We start from the raw sequence: 19375 nt of genomic DNA on the forward strand, positions 1-19375 counted from the left end.
AAGCTCCCAGGAAACGGGAGCACGTTATTTTGTCAAACCGACTTTGTCCATCAACCATTCCGCGAGTAACGGTGTATGCTGAATCATGAACGAGGCTAAGCTTGAATTGGCAATGGCATCTTGAATCGATTGAACCGGTGCAAAGGCTGCCAAGAACAAAATCAAGAAGATGAAGATATACATCTCGATGAATCCGAACACGCCACCTAACAATCCTTTTAACTGCTTGAGGATCGGGATATTCGTCAATGAATCAAACATCGATAAAATGATCGACAACACGATTTTCGTGACGAAAAATAAGACGATGAACCAAAAGGCTTTATAAAAGACTTCATCTAGTCCAGTCGAACTTGGGATAGAAAACATCGTCAAATCGATTCCGGCATCATCGAGTGTCGATGGATATGGAATCCACAGTTTAAATTTTTCGGCCAGTTCATCGTAAAACGATAAGGCAACGATAAAGGAAATGATCAAACTCAATAGATGTCCCGCTTGTAAGATTACACCTCGACGGACACCTGTCATCGTCCCTAACGCCAAAAATAATAAGATTACAAAAGAAATCATGTTTAAATTTCACCCAAATTCTTTTTGATTTTCACATAATCACTACCAATATTGAGAGCTGCTAAAACAGCAATTTGACGAACATCAAGTTGTGGTGCCTGGTCTCTGATTTCACGAATTTTCGTATCCACGAGGAGACCCACTTCACGTACGTGTTCAGGCGACTCCGTTCCGACAATCGTATAATCATTTCCTGCGATATGAATCGTCGTCCGGTTCAACCCTTCTGAATCAGCCATTTTTCTGTCCTCCTCACACTTTGCTTCTTTCATATAGTACCATCATTTTTGAAATAGGAAAAGAAGTCCACCATCCGTCTTAAGGATGGTATGCTTATTTCGAAAGGGTGATCATCATATGGGAACGGTCGTATTAAAGTTAACAAAAGAAAAACAAGAAGCAGTTATTTCAGATTTTGGTGGTCAACATAGTCCCCCTCCTCCGTATGCACGATTTGCTGCCCGGACATCAGGATGTATCCTGACGGTCTATAATTCTGGCAAAGTCATGTTTCAAGGACAAGAAGCAGAATCCATTGCCGCCCGTTACGGTTCTCCTGTCGCTAAAAAGGCAAGCTCGACTACCAGCGCATCCTTACCTGAAGGATTTTCGAACTGGTCCGTCGTCGGGAGTGATGAAGTCGGCAAAGGCGATTTTTTTGGTCCGTTAGTCGTCGTCGCCGCGTATGTCGAGCACGAAAAGATTGATCTTGTGCGTGAACTCGGCGTCCGCGACTCTAAAAACGTTTCAGATCCGGAGATTCGAAAGATTGCCCGCGACCTTCATGCTGTCATCCCTTATGAGTATCGTATTCTGCATAATCCCGATTACAATCGGATGCAACGAACGATGACGCAAGGAAAAATGACAGCCTTACTGCACAATGCCGCGCTGAACGGGCTGCTTGAGAAATTAACATCTCCTCCGCAAGCAATTTTAATTGATCAATTCGCTGAAAAAACCGTCTACTATAAACACTTGTCTGGGGAAGCGAAACAAGTGACAGATAATGTCTATTTCTCGACAAAAGCAGAAGGATTACATGTCGCTGTCGCTGCCGCCTCGATTTTAGCCCGTGCCATATTTCTTAAAGAAATGAATCAATTGAGCCAACAAGCAGGGACCGAGATTCCAAAGGGAGCCGGTGCTAAAGTCGATCAAGTGGCTGCTTCACTGCTATTACGATATGGACCAACACGTCTACAAGATTGGACGAAATTTCATTTTGCCAATACGAAAAAAGCCCTGACATTAGCAGAAAAACGAAACCGACCATGATCCCAGGATCGGTCGGTTTTTTTACATCGCTGACTCTTGTCCGGATAAACGGTTTAAAGCTTCCATCAAAATTTTCGTTTCATCAAACGGAACATCTTCCGTTCCGATCCGTTCAAACCGTTCATGCCCTTTTCCGACGATGATAACCCGTTTTCCGGTCAAGGCGATTTTGGCCGCAATCTGCAACGCTTCTTTCCGTGTTTCATGACACGTGATGATTTTCCGGGGCGGGATTTCCTTGATCAATTCCTTGATGATCTGCTGTGGTTCCTCTCGTCTCGTATCATGGACTGTCACGATGATACCCTCACAGTACTGACTCGCAATTCGTCCCATGATACTTCGTTTCGAACGATCCCGTTCTCCTGCTGCACTTAACACGACATATAACGGTTCATCCGGAACAGATAAAGCTTTCAAACATTTTTCCAGTCCATCCGGCGTATGGGCATAGTCGATATAAATTTCACACCCTTCGAATGGAATCCGCTCGAGCCTTCCTTTTGGTAAACGAAGTTCCGGGATGTGTCGAATCAGTTGGTACATGTTGACTTCGCCCGCCCTAATCAATCCGATTGCTGCTGCGAGATTGGCGGCATTAAAGTCACCTAAAAGAAAGACCGGGACTTCCGTCACCGTTCCATCGAGTCGAACCCGAACCGTCTCTTTTTTCCATTCGACTGCAATCGGGGCATTTGATGTTTCATCTGTCGCATACCAGAGAACAGGGACCCCATCTGCTGCTTGCGCCATGACTTGGCTGATGGGATCGGCTTCGTTGAGAATCACCGCCTCCCCACCACTCGTCGCGACTTGTTCAAATAATAACGCTTTTGCCTCTGCATATTCTTCCATCGATGTATGATAATCCAGATGATCGTGTGTTAAGTTCGTAAATGCTGCCGCATGAAACCGGACTCCTTCCACGCGTCCCTCGACCAACGCATGAGAAGATACTTCGAGTACGCAGTCCGTCACACCACGTTCGACCATCTGATGTAAAATGCGATGTAAGATGATTGCTTCCGGCGTCGTATTCGGCGTATCAATCATTTCACCATCAATCATCGCCCCAACCGTACTGATCATCCCGGCTTTATGCCCAGCTGCTCGGAACAAGTCATAGGTTAGTTTCGTTGTCGTCGTCTTCCCGTTTGTACCGGTAATCCCATAGACACGAAGTTGTTGACTTGGATGATCGTAAAACAAATCCGCGATTTTTCCAGCGGCATGTTTCGTGTCCGCTAATAAAATCACGGGGATCGTGATTCCGGCAAGCGGTTCTTCTGCTAAAATCGCAACTGCTCCGTTCTCCATCGCTTCTTGTGCATATTGATGTCCATCTACGGTATAACCACGGACACAAATAAACAGACTTCCTGCTGTCACTCGACGAGAGTCCGTCTCGATACTCGTGATGACCGGGTTTTCATCACATGTAAGGTGAAACAGAGCAATTAATTCTGACAAGTGTTTGGATGGACGATTCATGATGTGTATTCTCTCCTTTGTGGTTAAACGGACGTGAGTTATAGTTTGACGGGTTTGTTCTATATAATGATTAGGAAGATGTCGATTCATTTTCAAGTAAACTTTCAACTAAGTATGTTACAACCAATTCAAAATCGCACGTTAGCTTCGCAAAACCTTTTCAAGAAAATCAGATGAAAGGATTGATGATGACCTTCCTCAGCCCTGTTCTGAAGAATCGAGTGCCCTAGGATTGAAGCCACCGTTCAACAGATTCAGGCAGATACAGAAAAAGACCTCTCTTTTCGTAAAATTACCCTATTTTCAGCAAGCTATAACGTTTTTTTTTTGAAAACGCTCTCACTTAGAATCTTCGTAGTGGTGTGTTTGTTCATCATCGAATGCTGAAAGGTATTAAATCGATTAGTATTCCAAACTGCTTCTTACAAAAAACAATGCCTTGCCAACCTATCCTTTAGTCCGTTATACTCCTTTAAGTTAACTAGTTACCTTAAAGGAGGTTTTTTTATCTTTACCCAACAAGAAGACTTACTCGGTCAATTATCGAAAGTGGCACGTCTCGCGAAACGGGATATTGATGTCGCACTAGCCCCGTTCTCCTTACATACAGGACAATGGGCGTTATTGAAGGCCGTCGTTATCCTTGAACCTGTCTCGCAAGTGGCGTTGGCTAAATACCTGGTCATTGAAAAACCCGCCGTCACTAAAACCGTCACTCGGCTCGAAGAACTGGGGTTTGTCGTTCGGATCGGATCTGGTCGAAAGCGCCGGATTACGTTAACGCCATCCGCAAACCAGTCTTATGAACAAATCAATCAAGCCGTCCAATCGGCTCATCAATCTTTTTTACACACTATTTCAGGTGAAAATCAAGCTCTTCTCGCCACCATCATGACACACCTCCTCGAAGAACATCGTCCTGACGAACAGGAGGAACTCTATTGACAAACCGTTTATTTCATCGACACTATGTCATGACGTTATTGATTAACCTACTACTGTTTATCACGTTTTATTTGTTAAATGCTTCCTTGCCGTTACTAGCTGCTAAACGGTTTGACGTCTCCCAAGCCGCACTCGGTTGGGTCGTGACCAGCTTCATTTTAGCAACCGTCTGTTCACGGCCGTTGATTGGCCATTGGCTGGATCGGTTTGATTTAAAGCGGGTGCTGTTAATATCAGCAGGATTGTTTACATTCATGAGCCTGTTATATGTATTCGTTTTACCGCTCGAATCATTCGTCTACCTGATTGTTGTGCGTGTATTGCACGGATTTAGTTTCGGTATGTTGTCTTCCTCGATCAGTTTAGCAGTGACGACGCTCATTCCAAAACCACGGCAAGGAGAAGGAATGGGCTATTTTGTTCTTTCAATGAACCTCGCTTCCGTTCTCGGTCCCGTAATCGGACTCAGTTTGATTCAGCAAGAAGCATTTTTCTTTTATTTCGTTTTGGTCGCATTACTTGCATTTCTTTCGTTCGTATTAATGGTTCGTCTGCCCCTAGAAAGCCAGCATGTTCCGAACAGAATTGCTTTCCGCCTGCATCAATCGCTTTTCCTGTCCCGCCCTCTTTTACTACTAGCGACGGTTCTTGCCGGAGTTGCTATTTCAAGTACATCGGCGTTTATTTCGCTTTATGCGGATTCGATTGGTCATGTTCCTTATGCTTCTTATTTTTATGCTGTCGTCGCACTCGGTATGGTAGCGATTCGTCCCTTAGCGGGAAAATGGTTTGATCAAAAAGGACCTGGTTTCGTTTTGTTTCCATCTTATTTTTTATATGTCATCGGCTTTGTCCTCTTAGGTACATTCCCGTCACTCATCGGACTCTTGCTGGCCGCGCTCATCATCGGGATTGGCTCCGCCTCGATTTTTCCAGGGCTTCAGACGGTCATGTTGACGTATGCCGCTCCACATCAAAAAGGGAAAGCCATCTCAACCTTTTTCTTGGCGTATGACAGCGGGTTTGGTCTTGGGGCTTTAATGCTCTCAAGTCTAGCAGCTGAAGTCGGTTACTCGAAGATGTTTCTTTTTTGTAGCCTAATCGTCTTCACAAGTGGTTTGATCTACTGGATCTTTAATCGACGAAATCAGTCATCTCATGAAAAAAATCTTGCATCATGAATTCGTTGACACAATCTGATTCCCCTCTGAAACACACAAAAAAACACCAAATGATATCCCTCTTTTTTAAAAGAGAGATCGCATTCGGTGTTTCATTTAAGACACTCTTTACTGGTGACTGTTTTTGCGATTATGCACGTAACTCGGCGTCAAACGTCGCTTTCAGTGCTTCAACTACATGTTGATGGGCTGCCGTGACTTCCTCATCCACAAGTGTTCGTTCTTTATTTTGATAACGTAGGGAGAAAGCAAACGACTTTTGATCTGCTCCGACGTTTTCGCCTGTATAGACATCAAACAACTCCACCTGTTGCAAAAGTGGTCCCGCCGCTTGCGTGATGACGTTCTCCACTTCACTCGCTGTCACTGAACGTGGCAGAACAATCGCGACATCACGCGTCATCGATGGGAAACGAGAGATTTCTTGATAGACAAGCTGATCTTTAGAATGCAATAACATCGCATCGAGTTCAAAGACATACACTTCTTTTAGTCCGTATTCTTCTTTTGATAATCCCGGATGGACCTGTCCAACAAAACCAATCGCCTCACCACTTAGGAAGACCCGCGCCGTCCGACCCGGATGCATCGATGGCATCCCTACCGCTTCATACGTCAATGACACGTCAAGGGCCTCAGCTAACGTCTCGACGATTCCTTTCATGACGAAGAAATCCGTTTTGACGAATGTACCATGGACACGATGTTGCTCCGCCACGCCGACCATGACTCCCGCGACTACTTCTTGCTCAAGCGGTAACGTCTCAAGCGAGGCATCCCGTTGGAGATAAACGCTGCCTAGTTCATAATACGCAAGATCGGCGTGCTGACGTGCGACATTATGTTGTGCGACTTCCAGTAATCCCGGAATCAAGGATGTCCGAAGCGTCGAACGGGCTTCACTGATCGGCATTGCGAGTTTGACCGGATGCAAATCGTGTTGTTCGTTGAATTGCATCGCCCGTTGTTCACTCGTCAACGAATACGTAATGGCTTGCGAGAGTCCTGCGCCCTGCAACAACCGACGAATGTGACGACGGTGTTGATTGCGTTTTGGTAAGAAACCACGACTCGCTTCTCGCGGCAGACTTGATGTTAACGCGTCATAACCGTACAGTCGCGCGACTTCTTCTGCTAAATCGGCCGGAATCATTAAATCTTGACGACGTGTCGGTACACTAACTGTCAACGCATCTGCCGACAACTCGACACCTAATCCAAGACGTTCTAACAATTCCTTCATGACCGTTCCTTCGATTTCCATTCCAAGACGATGGTTGATGTACGAGACACTTGCTTCGATCAAATGATCCTCAAGTTGCAGAGCACCGGCTTGCGCTGTTCCGGCAAGGATTGTCCCGCCTGCTACTTCCGCAATCAATGTCGCTGCCCGATCAAGCGCCAGAAGGACGCCGCGTGGGTCGACACCTTTTTCAAAGCGTGAACTTGAATCCGAACGAAGGCCTAAGACACGGCTTGTTTTCCGAACAGAGATAGGAGCGAAATACGCCGATTCAAGGACAATCGATGTCGTCGTTGCATCAACTTCTGTATTCGCCCCGCCCATGACGCCGGCCAGTGCGACCGGACGCTCACCATCTGTGATAACGAGCATCGATGGATCGAGTGTCCGTTCCACTTCATCCAGTGTCTGGAACGTTTCGCCGGCGATTGCTTGACGAACAACAATCTGGTTGCCGAGTTTTTTGGCATCAAAAGCATGGAGTGGTTGTCCCGTCTCCAGTAAAACAAAATTCGTAATGTCGACGACGTTGTTGATTGGACGAATTCCGTTGGCAATCAGACGATTTTTTAACCAGAGTGGCGATTCGGCAATGGCGATGTCCCGAATTTCGCGTGCCGCATAAAACGAGCAGGCTTCTGAATCCAGTCGGACTTCGACACCCGTAGTTTCCGATGCTTCCATCACTTCGACCGTCGGGAAGACCGGGTTCGTATTCAAGATTCCCGCGACTTCGTGGGCGACGCCGTACATGCTGAGACAGTCCGAACGGTTTGGTGTCAGCCCGAGTTCCAGGATTTCGTCATGCATCCCGAGCACTTCTAATACATCTTGGCCCGGTTCGACGTTTTCCCGGAATGTATGGATTCCGTCCTGTTCGTCCTCACGGATATATTTTTTCTCAAATCCAAGTTCTTCAAGTGAACAAATCATGCCTTCGGAGACGACTCCTCGTAATTTAGCGCGTTTAATCTTGATACCGGGAAGGCGTGCCCCGACACGCGCGACGATGACGTCTTGTCCGACATCAACGTTGGGTGCGCCACACACGATTTGAACGGGTTCTTCTTGTCCGATATCGACTGTCGTGACATTCAATTTATCCGCTTCCGGATGTTTTTCTTTCGTCAAGACGTGTCCTACGACGATATTGCTTAACTCAGCGTCGCGGACTTCGACACCTTCTACTTCAATTCCACTTTTCGTAATCAAATCAGCCAATTCTTCGCCTGTTTTTTGACGGACATCGACGAATTCCTGTAACCATTGTTTTGAGACTAACATCTGTTTTCCCCCTTAAAACTGTTCGCTGAAGCGAACGTCATTCGTATAGAAGTGGCGAATATCATCAACACCATATTTCAACATGGCGATTCGTTCAATCCCCATCCCAAAGGCAAATCCAGACATTTTCGTACTGTCGTATTCCGCCATTTCCAGCACGTGTGGATGAACCATACCGGCTCCTAAGATTTCAATCCAACCGGTCTGTTTACAGATGTTACACCCTTTTCCGCCACACTTGAAACACGAGACATCCACTTCGACAGATGGTTCCGTGAACGGGAAGAAGCTTGGACGTAACCGGATTTCGCGCGCTTCGCCAAACATTTGTTTTACGAATGCTTCGAGTGTTCCCTTCAAATCTGCCATCGAGATGTCTTCACCGACGACAAGTCCTTCGACTTGCATGAACTGGTGTGAATGCGTCGCATCATCTTCGTCCCGGCGGTAGACCTTACCCGGGCAGAGAATCCGAATCGGCTCTCCTTTTGAAGCGAGCATCGTCCGTGCTTGAACAGGAGACGTATGTGTCCGCATCAAGATTTCATCCGTGATGTAAAATGAATCCTGCATATCGCGCGCTGGATGATCTTTTGGAAGGTTCAACATCTCGAAGTTGAACAAGTCTTGTTCCACTTCAGGACCCTCTGCGATCGTATAACCGAGTCCAACAAAAATGTCTTCAATTTCATCCGTGACTTGTTGGAGCAAATGGGCTTGCCCCATTTTTTTCGAACGTCCCGGGAGCGTCACATCGATTGCTTCGAGCGCTAATTTTGCGTTCATTTCTTGTTGTTTGACATCGACTAGACGTTGCTCCAGTTGGGTTTGAATCACACCTCGAACAGCGTTTGCGATTTCTCCGACGACAGGACGTTCTTCTGCTGATAATTTTCCCATCCCACGAAGCACTTCCGTGATTGGACCTTTTTTACCGAGATACTTGATACGAACATCATTTAATTCTTTTTGTGTACTTGCCTGATCTACGAGTTGTAGCGCTTCGTCACGAAGTGCCTCTAATTGTTCCCGCATGCTCGTCACTCCTTTTCATCAAATAAAAAATCGCCCCTCCGACAATTTGCCGAAGGGACGATTTCATTACATCGTGGTACCACCCTTGTTTGACTTGAATCCATCAAGTCCTCAAGTAGCGCAATAACGGGCGCATCCCGTCACGATCTCTCGTGCGACTCCGGAGTGAATTCAGTCAGCGGATTCGTAAAGAAGCTTTCAGTCTAAGGCTTCTCCTCCCTAATCGAATCGTTTCCTAACCTACTCTGTTCCATCAACGTCTAGGTAATTGTTCTGATGTCATTTACTTTAGCATGAACGCGTGTCTGATTCAATCAGCCGGAGCAAAATGATACAGTAAAATCCCGGCAGCGACGGCTGCATTCAACGATTCTGCTTTTCCGCGAATCGGGATGTATGCGCGTCCATCACATTGATCAAGCAGCTCAGGCGCAACACCTTGCGCTTCATTACCGATAATCAAACCGATGGCTCCAAGATTTTCAACGTCTGTATAAGGTTGGGCATCACGTAGTGCCGTCCCTAGAATAAAGACACCGAGTTCATGTAAATCTTGAATCGCGTCTTCCAGTGACATCATGATGACTGGCAGGTGGAAAATCGAACCTTGTGTCGCGCGCAATACTTTACTGTTGTAGACATCCACTGTGCCGTGTCCAATGATGACACCATCAAACCCAGCCGCATCGGCAGTCCGGATCATCGTTCCGACATTACCCGGATCTTGAAGACGATCGAGTAACAGATACCGTCCACGCTCTAACCGTTCTGTTTGTTCTTTCATTTCACAAACAGCAAAAATGCCTTGTGTCGTTTCTGTTTCTGAAAGGACTTTGGCGACCGACTCATCGATCGTAATCAAGTCCGCTGCATTCTTTTTCCAAGAACCCGGTACTTGAACATCGTCACGGACAATCAATTCTTTGATGATGCCGGCACGAACTGCTTCTTCAACTAGATGTTCTCCTTCGATCAGAAAACGTTTAGATTGCAGACGTCCCTTTTTAGTTAAAAGTTTTTTCCATTGTTTGACGATCTCATTTTTTGCGGAAGAAATATGTTTCATCGTTTACCCCTCGTAAATCGCTTGGACCGACTCTGCGTCTAGACGTTTTGTGACCGCGACGATTAAGTCAACGGCCGCTTCGAAGTCTGCTTTATGCATGATCGAAACGTTTGTATGCAGATAACGGATCGGAACAGTCAGAGCAAGTGAAGGTACGCCTGTATGAGACAGGTGGAATTTCGCTGCATCTGTTCCGCCACCCGGTGTCAGATCCAATTGATATTTAATGTTTTCTTCTTTAGCGACAGTAGTGACAAAATCAATTAGCCCACGGTGTGCGATCATCGTGGCGTCAAACATGATGACTTGAACACCCTCACCTAATTTGGATAAGGCTTCACGGTCTGTCATGCCTGGTGTATCTCCTGGAATCCCCGTATCGACCGCAAAGGCAATCGTCGGACGAATCAGATTCGCGATCGTTTGCGCACCACGTAATCCAACTTCTTCTTGAACAGTGGCACCTGCGAAAATCGTATTCGGATGTCCCTCTTCTTTTAAGCGTTTGATGGCTTCGATGGCAATCGCACAACCTACGCGGTTATCCCACGCTTTCGCCATTAAAAAGTTCTCATTTTTCATCACAGTAAATTCGCAATGTGGGACAACCGTATCTCCTGGTCGAACTCCCCAACCTTCCACTTCTTCTTTTGAAGTGGCACCGATATCGATGAACATCTCTTTGATATCAACTGGTTTATTGCGCGCTTCCGGTGGTAAAACATGAGGTGGCTTCGCACCGATCACACCTGGGATGACTTCACCAGATGACGTGACAATATTCATACGCTGTGCGAGAAGAACTTGTCCCCACCATCCGCCGAGTGGCTGGAAACGAAGAAATCCTTTCTCATCAATCTTCGTGACCATGAATCCGACTTCGTCCATATGACCAGCAATCAGAATCCGCGGTGCATCTTCTCCTGCTCCCTGATGTTCAGCAAACAAACTCCCTAATCCATCTTGATGAAAGACTTCTGCATGCGGTTCGAGATACTCGCGCATTAATTGGCGTACTTCTTTCTCATTTCCAGGAACACCTGTTGCGTCCGTAAGACGTTTCAGCATATGTAATTGTTCATTCATCTGATTTCCTCCTCAGTAACCGTTGTCTTGGCGAACGTGATTCGCCTCGTTTTTTGCGACATAAGCTTTGAAAATCATTTCTTGTGTAAAACCAAGTGTAGCACCTAATGCTAAATACGCACCAATTAAAACATCATAACTTTGTTCCGTTCGTGAAATCGCAAATACATTTGTTTTATTGTAGACATCTAAGAAGGCGTCCGTTGCCGTCAGATAGTAGTCCCCTTCAACAAATTCGTTTTTCCGATAATCTAACGAAAGTCCTAACGAAAGTAGAAAATGAACACCGTCGACGTATTCTTCGAGAATCGTGACTTGAGCCGATGGTCCTTTTGTCGACCAGAATTTAAAACAACGCGTCTCATTCGCAAGCTCACCAAGCTCCACTAATAACGCCAGCAAACGTTCATCAAATTGATTTCCCGTCAAATTATGTTCTGACTGAATCCGTTTATCCAATTGTTCCTGCATTTCAAAAAGTGTCAACCAGTCCATCTTAATTCTCCTTTTAATCTTAAAAAATTACCTAAGTCTGTGAAAATGTGCTTTTTCATTTTACCATGAATCCAAAAAAATCGTCGGAGAATTAAATTCCCCGACGAATTGTAGAACTTAAGCGTTCAATTTTGCTTTTGCTGTATCAGCAAGTGAAGCAAATGCAGTTGCATCTGTAACTGCGAGGTCAGCAAGCATCTTACGGTTAACGTCGATACCTGCAAGTTTGAGACCATGCATCATGCGGCTGTAAGAAAGACCGTTGATACGTGCAGCCGCATTGATCCGAGTGATCCAGAGGCGACGGAAGTCACGTTTCTTTTGACGACGGTCACGGTAAGCATACATGAGAGATTTCATGACCTGCTGTTTTGCAACCTTGAAGAGTGTATGTTTCGAGCCGTAATAGCCCTTAGCTAATTTGAGTTGTTTTTTACGACGTTGACGAGTCGTATATCCGCCTTTTACGCGTGGCATATAAATTCCCTCCTAAATCTGTGTACGATTGGGTAAATTACTTAGCGATCATGTGACGGATACGTTTAAAGTCACCCGATGATACCATGCTAGATTTACGTAATTTACGTTTCGCTTTAGTTGATTTGTTACCGAATAAGTGGCTTGTGTAAGCACGACCACGTTTCAATTTACCTGAAGCAGTACGTTTGAAACGCTTAGAAGCACCGCGGTGCGATTTCATTTTAGGCATGAGAGATTCCCTCCTACTTCGATTCGATTAGTCTTCTTTCTTTGGAGCAAGCACTAAGAACATGCTGCGTCCTTCCATCTTCGGTCTCTGTTCAATGACACCGAACTCGCTTAATTCTGTTGCGAGACGTTCGAGGACACGTCTACCGATTTCCGAGTGAGTGATGGCACGTCCGCGGAAACGAATACTCGCTTTCACTTTGTTTCCATTCTCTAAGAACTTCTTCGCATTACGGAATTTCGTTTGGAAGTCATTCTCCTCAATTGTCGGGCTGAGACGGACTTCTTTCATCTGAACCACTTTCTGATTCTTCCGAGTTTCTTTGTCCTTTTTTTGCAACTCAAAACGGTATTTACCGTAGTCCATGATTTTGCATACAGGCGGCGTCGCTTGTGGTGCGACCATGACGAGGTCAAGGTCAGCTTCCTCAGCAAGACGTAACGCTTCAGTACGCGACTGGACTCCAAGTTGTGCACCATCCGCTCCGATAAGACGAACTTCTCGAGCGCGAATGCCTTCATTGATTAACAGATCTTTGCTAATGGTTAGCACCTCCATCGTGCAGAGCACGAAAAATGAATGATATAAAACGCTATAAAAAAAGCGTCGGCAGTTTTTCCCGCCCACACTCATAATCTATACAATAATCAGAGAACACTCTATCATCGCATATCATCATGATGGACCAGCATAGTTTGCTATACGTGGTGAGAAGCGGGATGCTTCTGCTTTGTTGTCATTTCACTTTGCTATCATAGCACTTGTTTTCCCTCGATGTCAAGCCGCTTTATCTGTTCCGATAGAACGTTGCTCACACACTTGATTATAATAGCAATCCTCCTCCTGTTTAGCAAGAAGTTTCTAAGCTTGTCCTCAGGGGTAATTAAAAAAGGTCTGAATTAAGTTTTCAGAATTTAAGAGCATTATTCTTTATTTAGAATGATTCTTGTTTTATAATCAATATAATCTTATACATAAGGGGGAATTATTAATATGAGTGAAAAAAGATTAACTACGAATCAAGGTGTGCCGATTGGTGACAATCAGAACTCACGGACAGCAGGTCGTCGTGGTCCTACATTATTAGAAGACTATCAATTGATTGAGAAGATGGCGCATTTTGACCGGGAACGCGTTCCAGAGCGCGTCGTTCACGCCCGCGGTTTTGGCGCACACGGTGTATTCACTGTCAAAAACTCGATGAAAAAATACACGAAAGCCGCATTCCTTCAGAACGAAGGTACTGAGGTACCGGTATTCGCCCGTTTTTCAACCGTCATTCATGGTACACATTCTCCAGAGACCTTACGTGATCCACGTGGTTTCTCTGTTAAATTCTATACAGAAGAAGGAAACTGGGATTTCGTCGGAAACAACTTACCGGTCTTCTTCATTCGTGACGCGATGAAATTCCCGGATATGGTCCACTCATTAAAACCGGACCCGCGAACGAACATTCAAGATCCTGACCGCTACTGGGATTTCATGACATTACGTCCGGAATCGACAAACATGTTGATGCACCTCTTTACAGATGAGGGTATTCCGGCAAGCTACCGTAAAATGCGCGGTTCATCCGTCCATGCCTTTAAGTGGGTCAATGCACACGGAAACACGGTTTATGTCAAATTACGTTGGGTGCCAAAAGTCGGTGTTCATAACCTGTCAGCGGACGAAGCAACAGAAATTCAAGGAAAAGACTTCAACCACGCTTCAAACGATACATTCCAAGCCATCGAAGACGGAGAATTCCCAGAGTGGGATTTGTTCGTTCAAGTTCTTGACCCCGCTGATGTTGACAATTTCGACTTTGATCCACTCGATGCAACAAAGGATTGGTTTGAAGATGTCATTCCATTCCAACATGTCGGGACGATGACACTTAATAAAAACGTTGATAATTACTTTGCTGAAACAGAATCCGTTGGTTTTAACCCGGGTGTTCTGATTCCAGGTATGTTGCCTTCTGAAGATAAGTTGCTTCAAGGACGCCTCTTCTCGTATTCAGATACGCAACGTTACCGGATTGGAACGAACTACCAACAGTTGCCGATCAACTGTCCGTTCGCCCAAGTTAACAACTATCAACGTGATGGTGCGATGCCGATCGGACAACAAACAAGCCCGGTCAACTATGAACCAAACCGTTATCAGGATGAGCCAAAACAAACGCCGGAGTACACGGAAGAAAATCAACCGTTGTATGATGACATCCACGGTCGTCTCGAAATCGAAAAAACAAACAACTTCGGTCAAGCCGGTGAAGTCTATCGTCGCTTATCAGAAGAAGAACAAACAGCCCTTCTCAACAACCTGGTGGACGATCTAAAACAAGTCCGCCATGAAAATACCGTCTTGCTTGCCATCTGTAACTTCTACCGGGCGGATGAATCCCTTGGTAAAAAATTATCAGAAGCGTTACAAGTCGATATCCAACCGTTCTTGCAACAGATGCAAAAATAATGTTTCCATAAAAAAAGTCTATTCCGCAAAGGAATAGGCTTTTTTTATGGAATAAAATTAAAGCGTTCTGATGTTTCCGCCGAAAAGACACCTAACTTGGAAAACAGGACGACTTGATTTACCGTTGCTTGATTTACTTCGTTTTGACGAAAGCTTAGTTTCTCTTTATCCGTGAATCGATTGTAGAGCGGCTTAAATCCATAATTGACGTGTGGCTGAAATTGAATGGCCCGATCAATCTTTTCCAGTCGATTCTGTTTGATGCTGCCACCGACTACTCCACGTCCTAAAATAGCGATGGCTTTTCCGTCTGCCCGATGCACGTTTCGAATCGTATTGTATTGAATGACCGGTTGGTTCCAGTTCATCATTGAAATCGCATGATCTTTCGTTCCGTCAATTACGTTATTTAAAATACGGACCGCCGTATGCGGACGATCTTGAGAATATTGATGTGTGCCGATTGCGACATTGATATTAGTGAAGTCATTGTTCCGAATCGTAATATCGTGATTCGGTGTCCGGTCTTGCGCCGACCATTTCCATTGAAAGCCTTTTGTGACCGGGTCCGGCGTATCCAGATTAATGGATTCATTGGGACCTGTCCCGGCAATCATCTTCGCATCGAAAAAATGCATGTTTTCAATAAGTGCCGTTTTGGTCGCATCCAGTTCAATTGCATGTGACCCTTGTTGATGACGGATCGTGATTCCCCCGAGATACAGATTTTCATTATGCGCAATCGCAAAAGCTGAGCCGCGCGGAAAATAATTTAAATCGATTTGAGCATTTCCCCGTCCGATGATTTTAATGTTTTTTGACCCGCCATATTTCCCGACTGTTGTATTTAACCGCAAAACAGAAGGTGGCACCAAGTCGAAGATGCTTGTCGTTGCACGGATTTTTGACGTACCTGTCTCATTCGTCTTTTTGATGATGACACCATCCTCTAAAATGATGGTCGTATTGGAAGGAACCCCGACACGTAACGGGGAAAGATACACTCCTTTTGACAAGACTAGCGTTCCTCCGCCTTCCGCCTCGATTTTTTCGAGATACGACCGAAGTGTGTAATGATTTCTAGTTTGGGCATTGTATGTCGAATACGCGCGAAGTGCAGGATCAACCGGTTCTGTCTGTGGCGTAATCCGGTAACTTTTCATACTGATTGCGTGTTCTGTGTCAGGTAAAAGCAGAAATACTAAGACCAGGCATACTCCAAGCATCGTTCTTGTTTTCATTCCCTCATCCCCTTCTCTGTTCCTATTATCGGTATTCGAGCATAGAATCTGTAGGACAAAAAAAGAGGGCAGCTGTGAGCCACCCTCTTATCGCTATTACTAAATCCTTATTTTGAACGGTTTGCGATTTCTTGTTCCAAGTCGCTGACGAACTGTTCCAGTGATGCGTTGCTTGAATCTTTTGAACCGTAGCGGCGGATATTGACTTCACGCGCTTCGATTTCTTTATCACCAAGAACGAGCATGACCGGTACTTTATTGACTTGTGCTTCGCGAATCCGGTAACCGAGTTTTTCATCCCGGAAGTCCGTTTCGACACGAATCCCTTTTTTCAGGAGAATCGCTTTGATTTCACGTGCGTAGTCTTCATGTACGCTTGAGACTGGAATCAACTTCACTTGAACCGGTGCGAGCCATGTCGGGAATGCCCCTTTGTACTCTTCGATCAAGTACGCGACGAATCGTTCCATTGTCGAGACGACACCACGGTGTAGGACAACAGGACGATGATCTTGTCCGTCATTTCCTTTGTACGTCAGCTCAAAACGTTCCGGCAAGAGGAAGTCGAGTTGGACGGTCGATAGCGTTTCGTCTTTGCCGAGTGCCGTCCGGACCTGCACGTCAAGCTTTGGTCCGTAGAATGCCGCTTCGCCTTCTGCTTCGAAGTACGGCAGCTCGAGCTCATCCATCGTTTCTTTTAACTCACGCTGCGCCATTTCCCAAATCGCATCGTTGTCGAAGTATTTTTCTTTATCAGCCGGATCACGGTACGACAGACGGAACTTGTAGTCTGTGATACCGAAGTCGGCGTATACTTCCTGAATCAAGTGGACGATTGCTTTGAACTCTTCCTTCATTTGATCCGGACGAACAAACGTATGTCCATCGTTGAGGACCATGTAACGGACACGCTGGAGACCTGTTAACGCACCCGACATCTCATAACGGTGCATACCTCCGAGTTCTGCGACACGGAGCGGTAAATCACGGTACGATCGCGGTTCGTTTTTATAAATCATCATATGGTGCGGACAGTTCATCGGACGGAGGACTAACTCTTCATTGTCCATCTCCATTTTCGGGAACATATCATCTTGATAATGATCCCAGTGTCCTGATGTTTTATACAATTCAACAGAACCGAGAACCGGCGTATAGACATGCTCGTACCCAAGTTCGAGTTCTTTATCGACGATATACCGCTCGACCGTCCGGCGGATGGCTGCGCCTTTTGGCAACCACATCGGTAGACCTTGACCGACATCTTGAGACGTAAAGAACAAATTGAGTTCTTTTCCGAGTTTCCGATGGTCCCGTTCTTTTGCTTCTGCCAGGAAATGCAGGTGTTGTTTCAACTGGTCTTTATTCGCCCATGCTGTTCCATAAATCCGTTGGAGCATCTTGTTTTTCGAATCGCCGCGCCAGTAAGCACCGGCGATGCTCATCAGTTTGAAGACTTGGAGTTTGGCTGTCGCCGGCACGTGTGGTCCACGGCAAAGATCAAAGAACTCGCCTTGACGGTAGAATGTTAAGTCCTGATCCGCTGGAATCGATTCGATCAGTTCGATTTTGAGCGGATCGTTTAATTCTTGATAAACAGCCAGTGCCTCGTCACGTGAAACGACTTCCCGTTCGATCGGTAAGTTTTCACCGGCAATCTTATTCATCATCTTTTCGATTTCCGGCAGGTCTTCCTCTGTCAGACGGCGCTCCATATCGATGTCATAATAAAACCCGTTTTCGATCGTCGGTCCGATTCCAAGATGAATCGTCTCGTCCGGGTACAGACGTTTGATGGCTTGAGCCATCAAGTGTGCCGATGAGTGGCGGATCAAATCTAATCCTTCTTCCGAGTCCGGCATGACGAGTTCAATGGAACCATCCTCTTCGATTGGACGACGGTAGTCGATGACTTGTCCGTTCAGTTTTGCGGCGAATGCTTTTTTTCGTAATCCTGGACTAATTGAAGCGGCGACTTCTTCAGCTGTAGTTCCGGCTGCAAATTCTTTTACTGCACCATCTGGAAATGTAAGAGCAATGTTTGACATGACTGCTTCCCCCTCAAATTAAAATAAAAAAGACCCATCCCTCAAAAAGGGACGAGTCTCAATCTCGTGGTACCACCCTCGTTCCCGAACATGTTGCCATGTACCGGCTCGAACACGCGATAACGGGCGTGACACGCAAACGGATTAGCCCCGCTTGAGCTATGAGGGAGTAAAGAAATGACGGATTCCATGAGAAGCTTTCACCATCCTTCTCTCGCTGATCTGGACCATTTCATTTTTCGTGTCCTCAATCGTAGCTGACATCTATACAGATTGTGTCCTTAGTATAGCGAAAATCGAACTTCCTTGACAAGAGAAATTAATAGCGACGGCGGTTTTCACCTAAAAACTCAACCGGATTCGTGGTCGTCCGGATTCGTTCCATCAATCGCATCGCTTTTAATTTATCGCCTTGATCATTCGTAATGCCAAAATGTAACTCGAGTTCGTCATAGGAAAGGTTGGAACTGAATAAGGTCGGTAACCGGTGCATCATCCGATACTGAAGAATGATGCCGAACAATTCATCACGGACCCAGGGACTAATGGATTCTGCGCCGATGTCATCAATCAACAAGACAGGAACCGTCTGGAAACTTTCCAAAAACGTATCAAAACTATCGGACCGGATACGGCGTTTCGCTTCCGAGACAAAACCAGGTGCATGGACAAGAATCGTTGCAATCCGTTCTTTTTTCAAGGCATTGCCGATTGCAGCCAGAAGATAAGTTTTTCCGACGCCAAAACTCCCGTGTAGATACAATCCTTTTGTTTGTTGTTTCGAACGCGCAGAATTTAAAAATTGTGAGGCAGCCCGCAAGGCCAGTTTCCGGTCCGTCGTCGTCAAATCAAAATCACTGAAGTTCGCATCCCGGACTTCATCCGGTAAAAACAAACTTTTGAACTTTTTCTCTAAAGCCCGTTCATTTTCAAGATCACGTAACGCTTGTGTTTTTTCATAGGCGACCATGATTTGACCTTTCTCTAGATGGAGAACAGGCTGGTATCCTTCGATGACAGCCTTCTTCTCAATGATTTGATTCCCATGCATCTGTTCGGCGTACTCATTTAGCTTCAGCATCCCTCGCTCAATCGTCCGTTGATCGATTTCCGGATGTGTTCGTAAAAACATGATGACGCCCGGATGTGACAATACACGTTGATGGATGGCCCGAACCGATTCCGCCACGTCCGGCCGATTTAAAATCTTTTCAATCGATGATTGGATATGTTCCAT

18 protein-coding genes are annotated in these 19375 nt (G+C 45.7%); 4 read left to right on the plus strand and 14 right to left on the minus strand.

What is annotated here, in order from left to right:
- Positions 1 to 24: 24 nt before the first annotated feature.
- The gene (locus KNQ13_RS00870) at positions 25 to 573 is read right to left on the minus strand and encodes a CvpA family protein (protein ID WP_014970960.1); all 549 of its coding nucleotides are present in this window, start codon (positions 571 to 573) and stop codon (positions 25 to 27) included.
- Positions 574 to 575: 2 nt separating this feature from the next.
- Positions 576 to 812, minus strand: coding sequence for a cell division protein ZapA (zapA, locus tag KNQ13_RS00875; RefSeq protein WP_026829982.1), 237 nt, complete (start codon positions 810 to 812; stop codon positions 576 to 578).
- Positions 813 to 930: 118 nt separating this feature from the next.
- Here zapA and rnhC point away from each other — a divergent pair, with 118 nt between their 5' ends.
- Positions 931 to 1851 (plus strand): ribonuclease HIII, encoded by a 921-nt coding sequence (rnhC, locus tag KNQ13_RS00880; RefSeq protein WP_026829983.1) that lies wholly within the window; start codon positions 931 to 933, stop codon positions 1849 to 1851.
- A gap of 21 nt (positions 1852 to 1872) precedes the next feature.
- Here rnhC and KNQ13_RS00885 read toward each other — a convergent pair whose 3' ends face one another.
- Positions 1873 to 3342, minus strand: coding sequence for a UDP-N-acetylmuramoyl-L-alanyl-D-glutamate--2,6-diaminopimelate ligase (locus KNQ13_RS00885; protein WP_034774009.1), 1470 nt, complete (start codon positions 3340 to 3342; stop codon positions 1873 to 1875).
- Positions 3343 to 3891: 549 nt separating this feature from the next.
- Here KNQ13_RS00885 and KNQ13_RS15900 point away from each other — a divergent pair.
- Both KNQ13_RS15900 and KNQ13_RS00895 read left to right on the plus strand, forming a co-directional pair.
- A complete protein-coding gene (locus tag KNQ13_RS15900; protein WP_236624281.1) occupies positions 3892 to 4287 on the plus strand; it encodes a MarR family winged helix-turn-helix transcriptional regulator in 396 nt (131 codons plus the stop codon).
- Entirely contained in the window at positions 4284 to 5468 is a 1185-nt protein-coding gene (locus KNQ13_RS00895; RefSeq protein WP_026829986.1) for an MFS transporter, read from the plus strand. The genes KNQ13_RS15900 and KNQ13_RS00895 overlap by 4 nt, the downstream gene beginning before the upstream one ends.
- 130 nt (positions 5469 to 5598) lie before the next feature.
- Here the strand turns inward: KNQ13_RS00895 and pheT are convergent, their stop codons facing one another.
- From pheT to infC, 8 genes are all read right to left on the minus strand, one after another.
- The gene (gene pheT / locus KNQ13_RS00900; protein WP_026829987.1) at positions 5599 to 7995 is read right to left on the minus strand and encodes a phenylalanine--tRNA ligase subunit beta; all 2397 of its coding nucleotides are present in this window, start codon (positions 7993 to 7995) and stop codon (positions 5599 to 5601) included.
- A gap of 12 nt (positions 7996 to 8007) precedes the next feature.
- Positions 8008 to 9030, minus strand: coding sequence for a phenylalanine--tRNA ligase subunit alpha (gene pheS, locus KNQ13_RS00905; RefSeq protein ID WP_014970971.1), 1023 nt, complete (start codon positions 9028 to 9030; stop codon positions 8008 to 8010).
- Between the two features lie 310 nt (positions 9031 to 9340).
- Positions 9341 to 10096: a TrmH family RNA methyltransferase gene (locus KNQ13_RS00910; RefSeq protein WP_014970972.1), complete on the minus strand. Its 756-nt coding sequence runs from the start codon at positions 10094 to 10096 to the stop codon at positions 9341 to 9343.
- Positions 10097 to 10099: 3 nt separating this feature from the next.
- Positions 10100 to 11182 (minus strand): M42 family metallopeptidase, encoded by a 1083-nt coding sequence (locus KNQ13_RS00915; protein ID WP_014970973.1) that lies wholly within the window; start codon positions 11180 to 11182, stop codon positions 10100 to 10102.
- Between the two features lie 12 nt (positions 11183 to 11194).
- Positions 11195 to 11677 (minus strand): dUTP diphosphatase, encoded by a 483-nt coding sequence (locus KNQ13_RS00920; protein WP_014970974.1) that lies wholly within the window; start codon positions 11675 to 11677, stop codon positions 11195 to 11197.
- A 117-nt stretch (positions 11678 to 11794) separates the two neighbouring features.
- On the minus strand, positions 11795 to 12154 hold the full coding sequence (rplT, locus tag KNQ13_RS00925) for a 50S ribosomal protein L20 (protein WP_012371057.1): 360 nt from the start codon (positions 12152 to 12154) through the stop codon (positions 11795 to 11797).
- Positions 12155 to 12191: 37 nt separating this feature from the next.
- Positions 12192 to 12386: a 50S ribosomal protein L35 gene (gene rpmI / locus KNQ13_RS00930; protein ID WP_026829988.1), complete on the minus strand. Its 195-nt coding sequence runs from the start codon at positions 12384 to 12386 to the stop codon at positions 12192 to 12194.
- Positions 12387 to 12413: 27 nt separating this feature from the next.
- Positions 12414 to 12944, minus strand: a complete 531-nt coding sequence (gene infC / locus KNQ13_RS00935) for a translation initiation factor IF-3 (protein ID WP_026829989.1) — start codon at positions 12942 to 12944, stop codon at positions 12414 to 12416.
- Positions 12945 to 13379: 435 nt separating this feature from the next.
- Here infC and KNQ13_RS00940 point away from each other — a divergent pair, with 435 nt between their 5' ends.
- Positions 13380 to 14849, plus strand: a complete 1470-nt coding sequence (locus tag KNQ13_RS00940) for a catalase (protein ID WP_026829990.1) — start codon at positions 13380 to 13382, stop codon at positions 14847 to 14849.
- 44 nt (positions 14850 to 14893) lie between these two features.
- On the opposite strand, the gene KNQ13_RS00945 is transcribed toward KNQ13_RS00940, so the two are convergent.
- The 3 genes from KNQ13_RS00945 to dnaI all read right to left on the minus strand — a co-directional run bounded on the left by KNQ13_RS00945 (position 14894) and on the right by dnaI (position 19375).
- Entirely contained in the window at positions 14894 to 16090 is a 1197-nt protein-coding gene (locus KNQ13_RS00945; protein ID WP_209547887.1) for a glycoside hydrolase family protein, read from the minus strand.
- Between the two features lie 107 nt (positions 16091 to 16197).
- Positions 16198 to 18138, minus strand: coding sequence for a threonine--tRNA ligase (gene thrS, locus KNQ13_RS00950; RefSeq protein ID WP_026829991.1), 1941 nt, complete (start codon positions 18136 to 18138; stop codon positions 16198 to 16200).
- 319 nt (positions 18139 to 18457) lie between these two features.
- Positions 18458 to 19375 carry a primosomal protein DnaI gene (gene dnaI, locus KNQ13_RS00955; protein ID WP_026829992.1) on the minus strand — a complete coding sequence of 306 codons (918 nt, stop codon included), beginning with the start codon at positions 19373 to 19375 and terminating at the stop codon, positions 18458 to 18460.

It is taken from the genome of Exiguobacterium sp. s128, assembly GCF_018618815.1.
Classification (GTDB): Bacteria; Bacillota; Bacilli; order Exiguobacteriales; family Exiguobacteriaceae; genus Exiguobacterium_A; species Exiguobacterium_A antarcticum.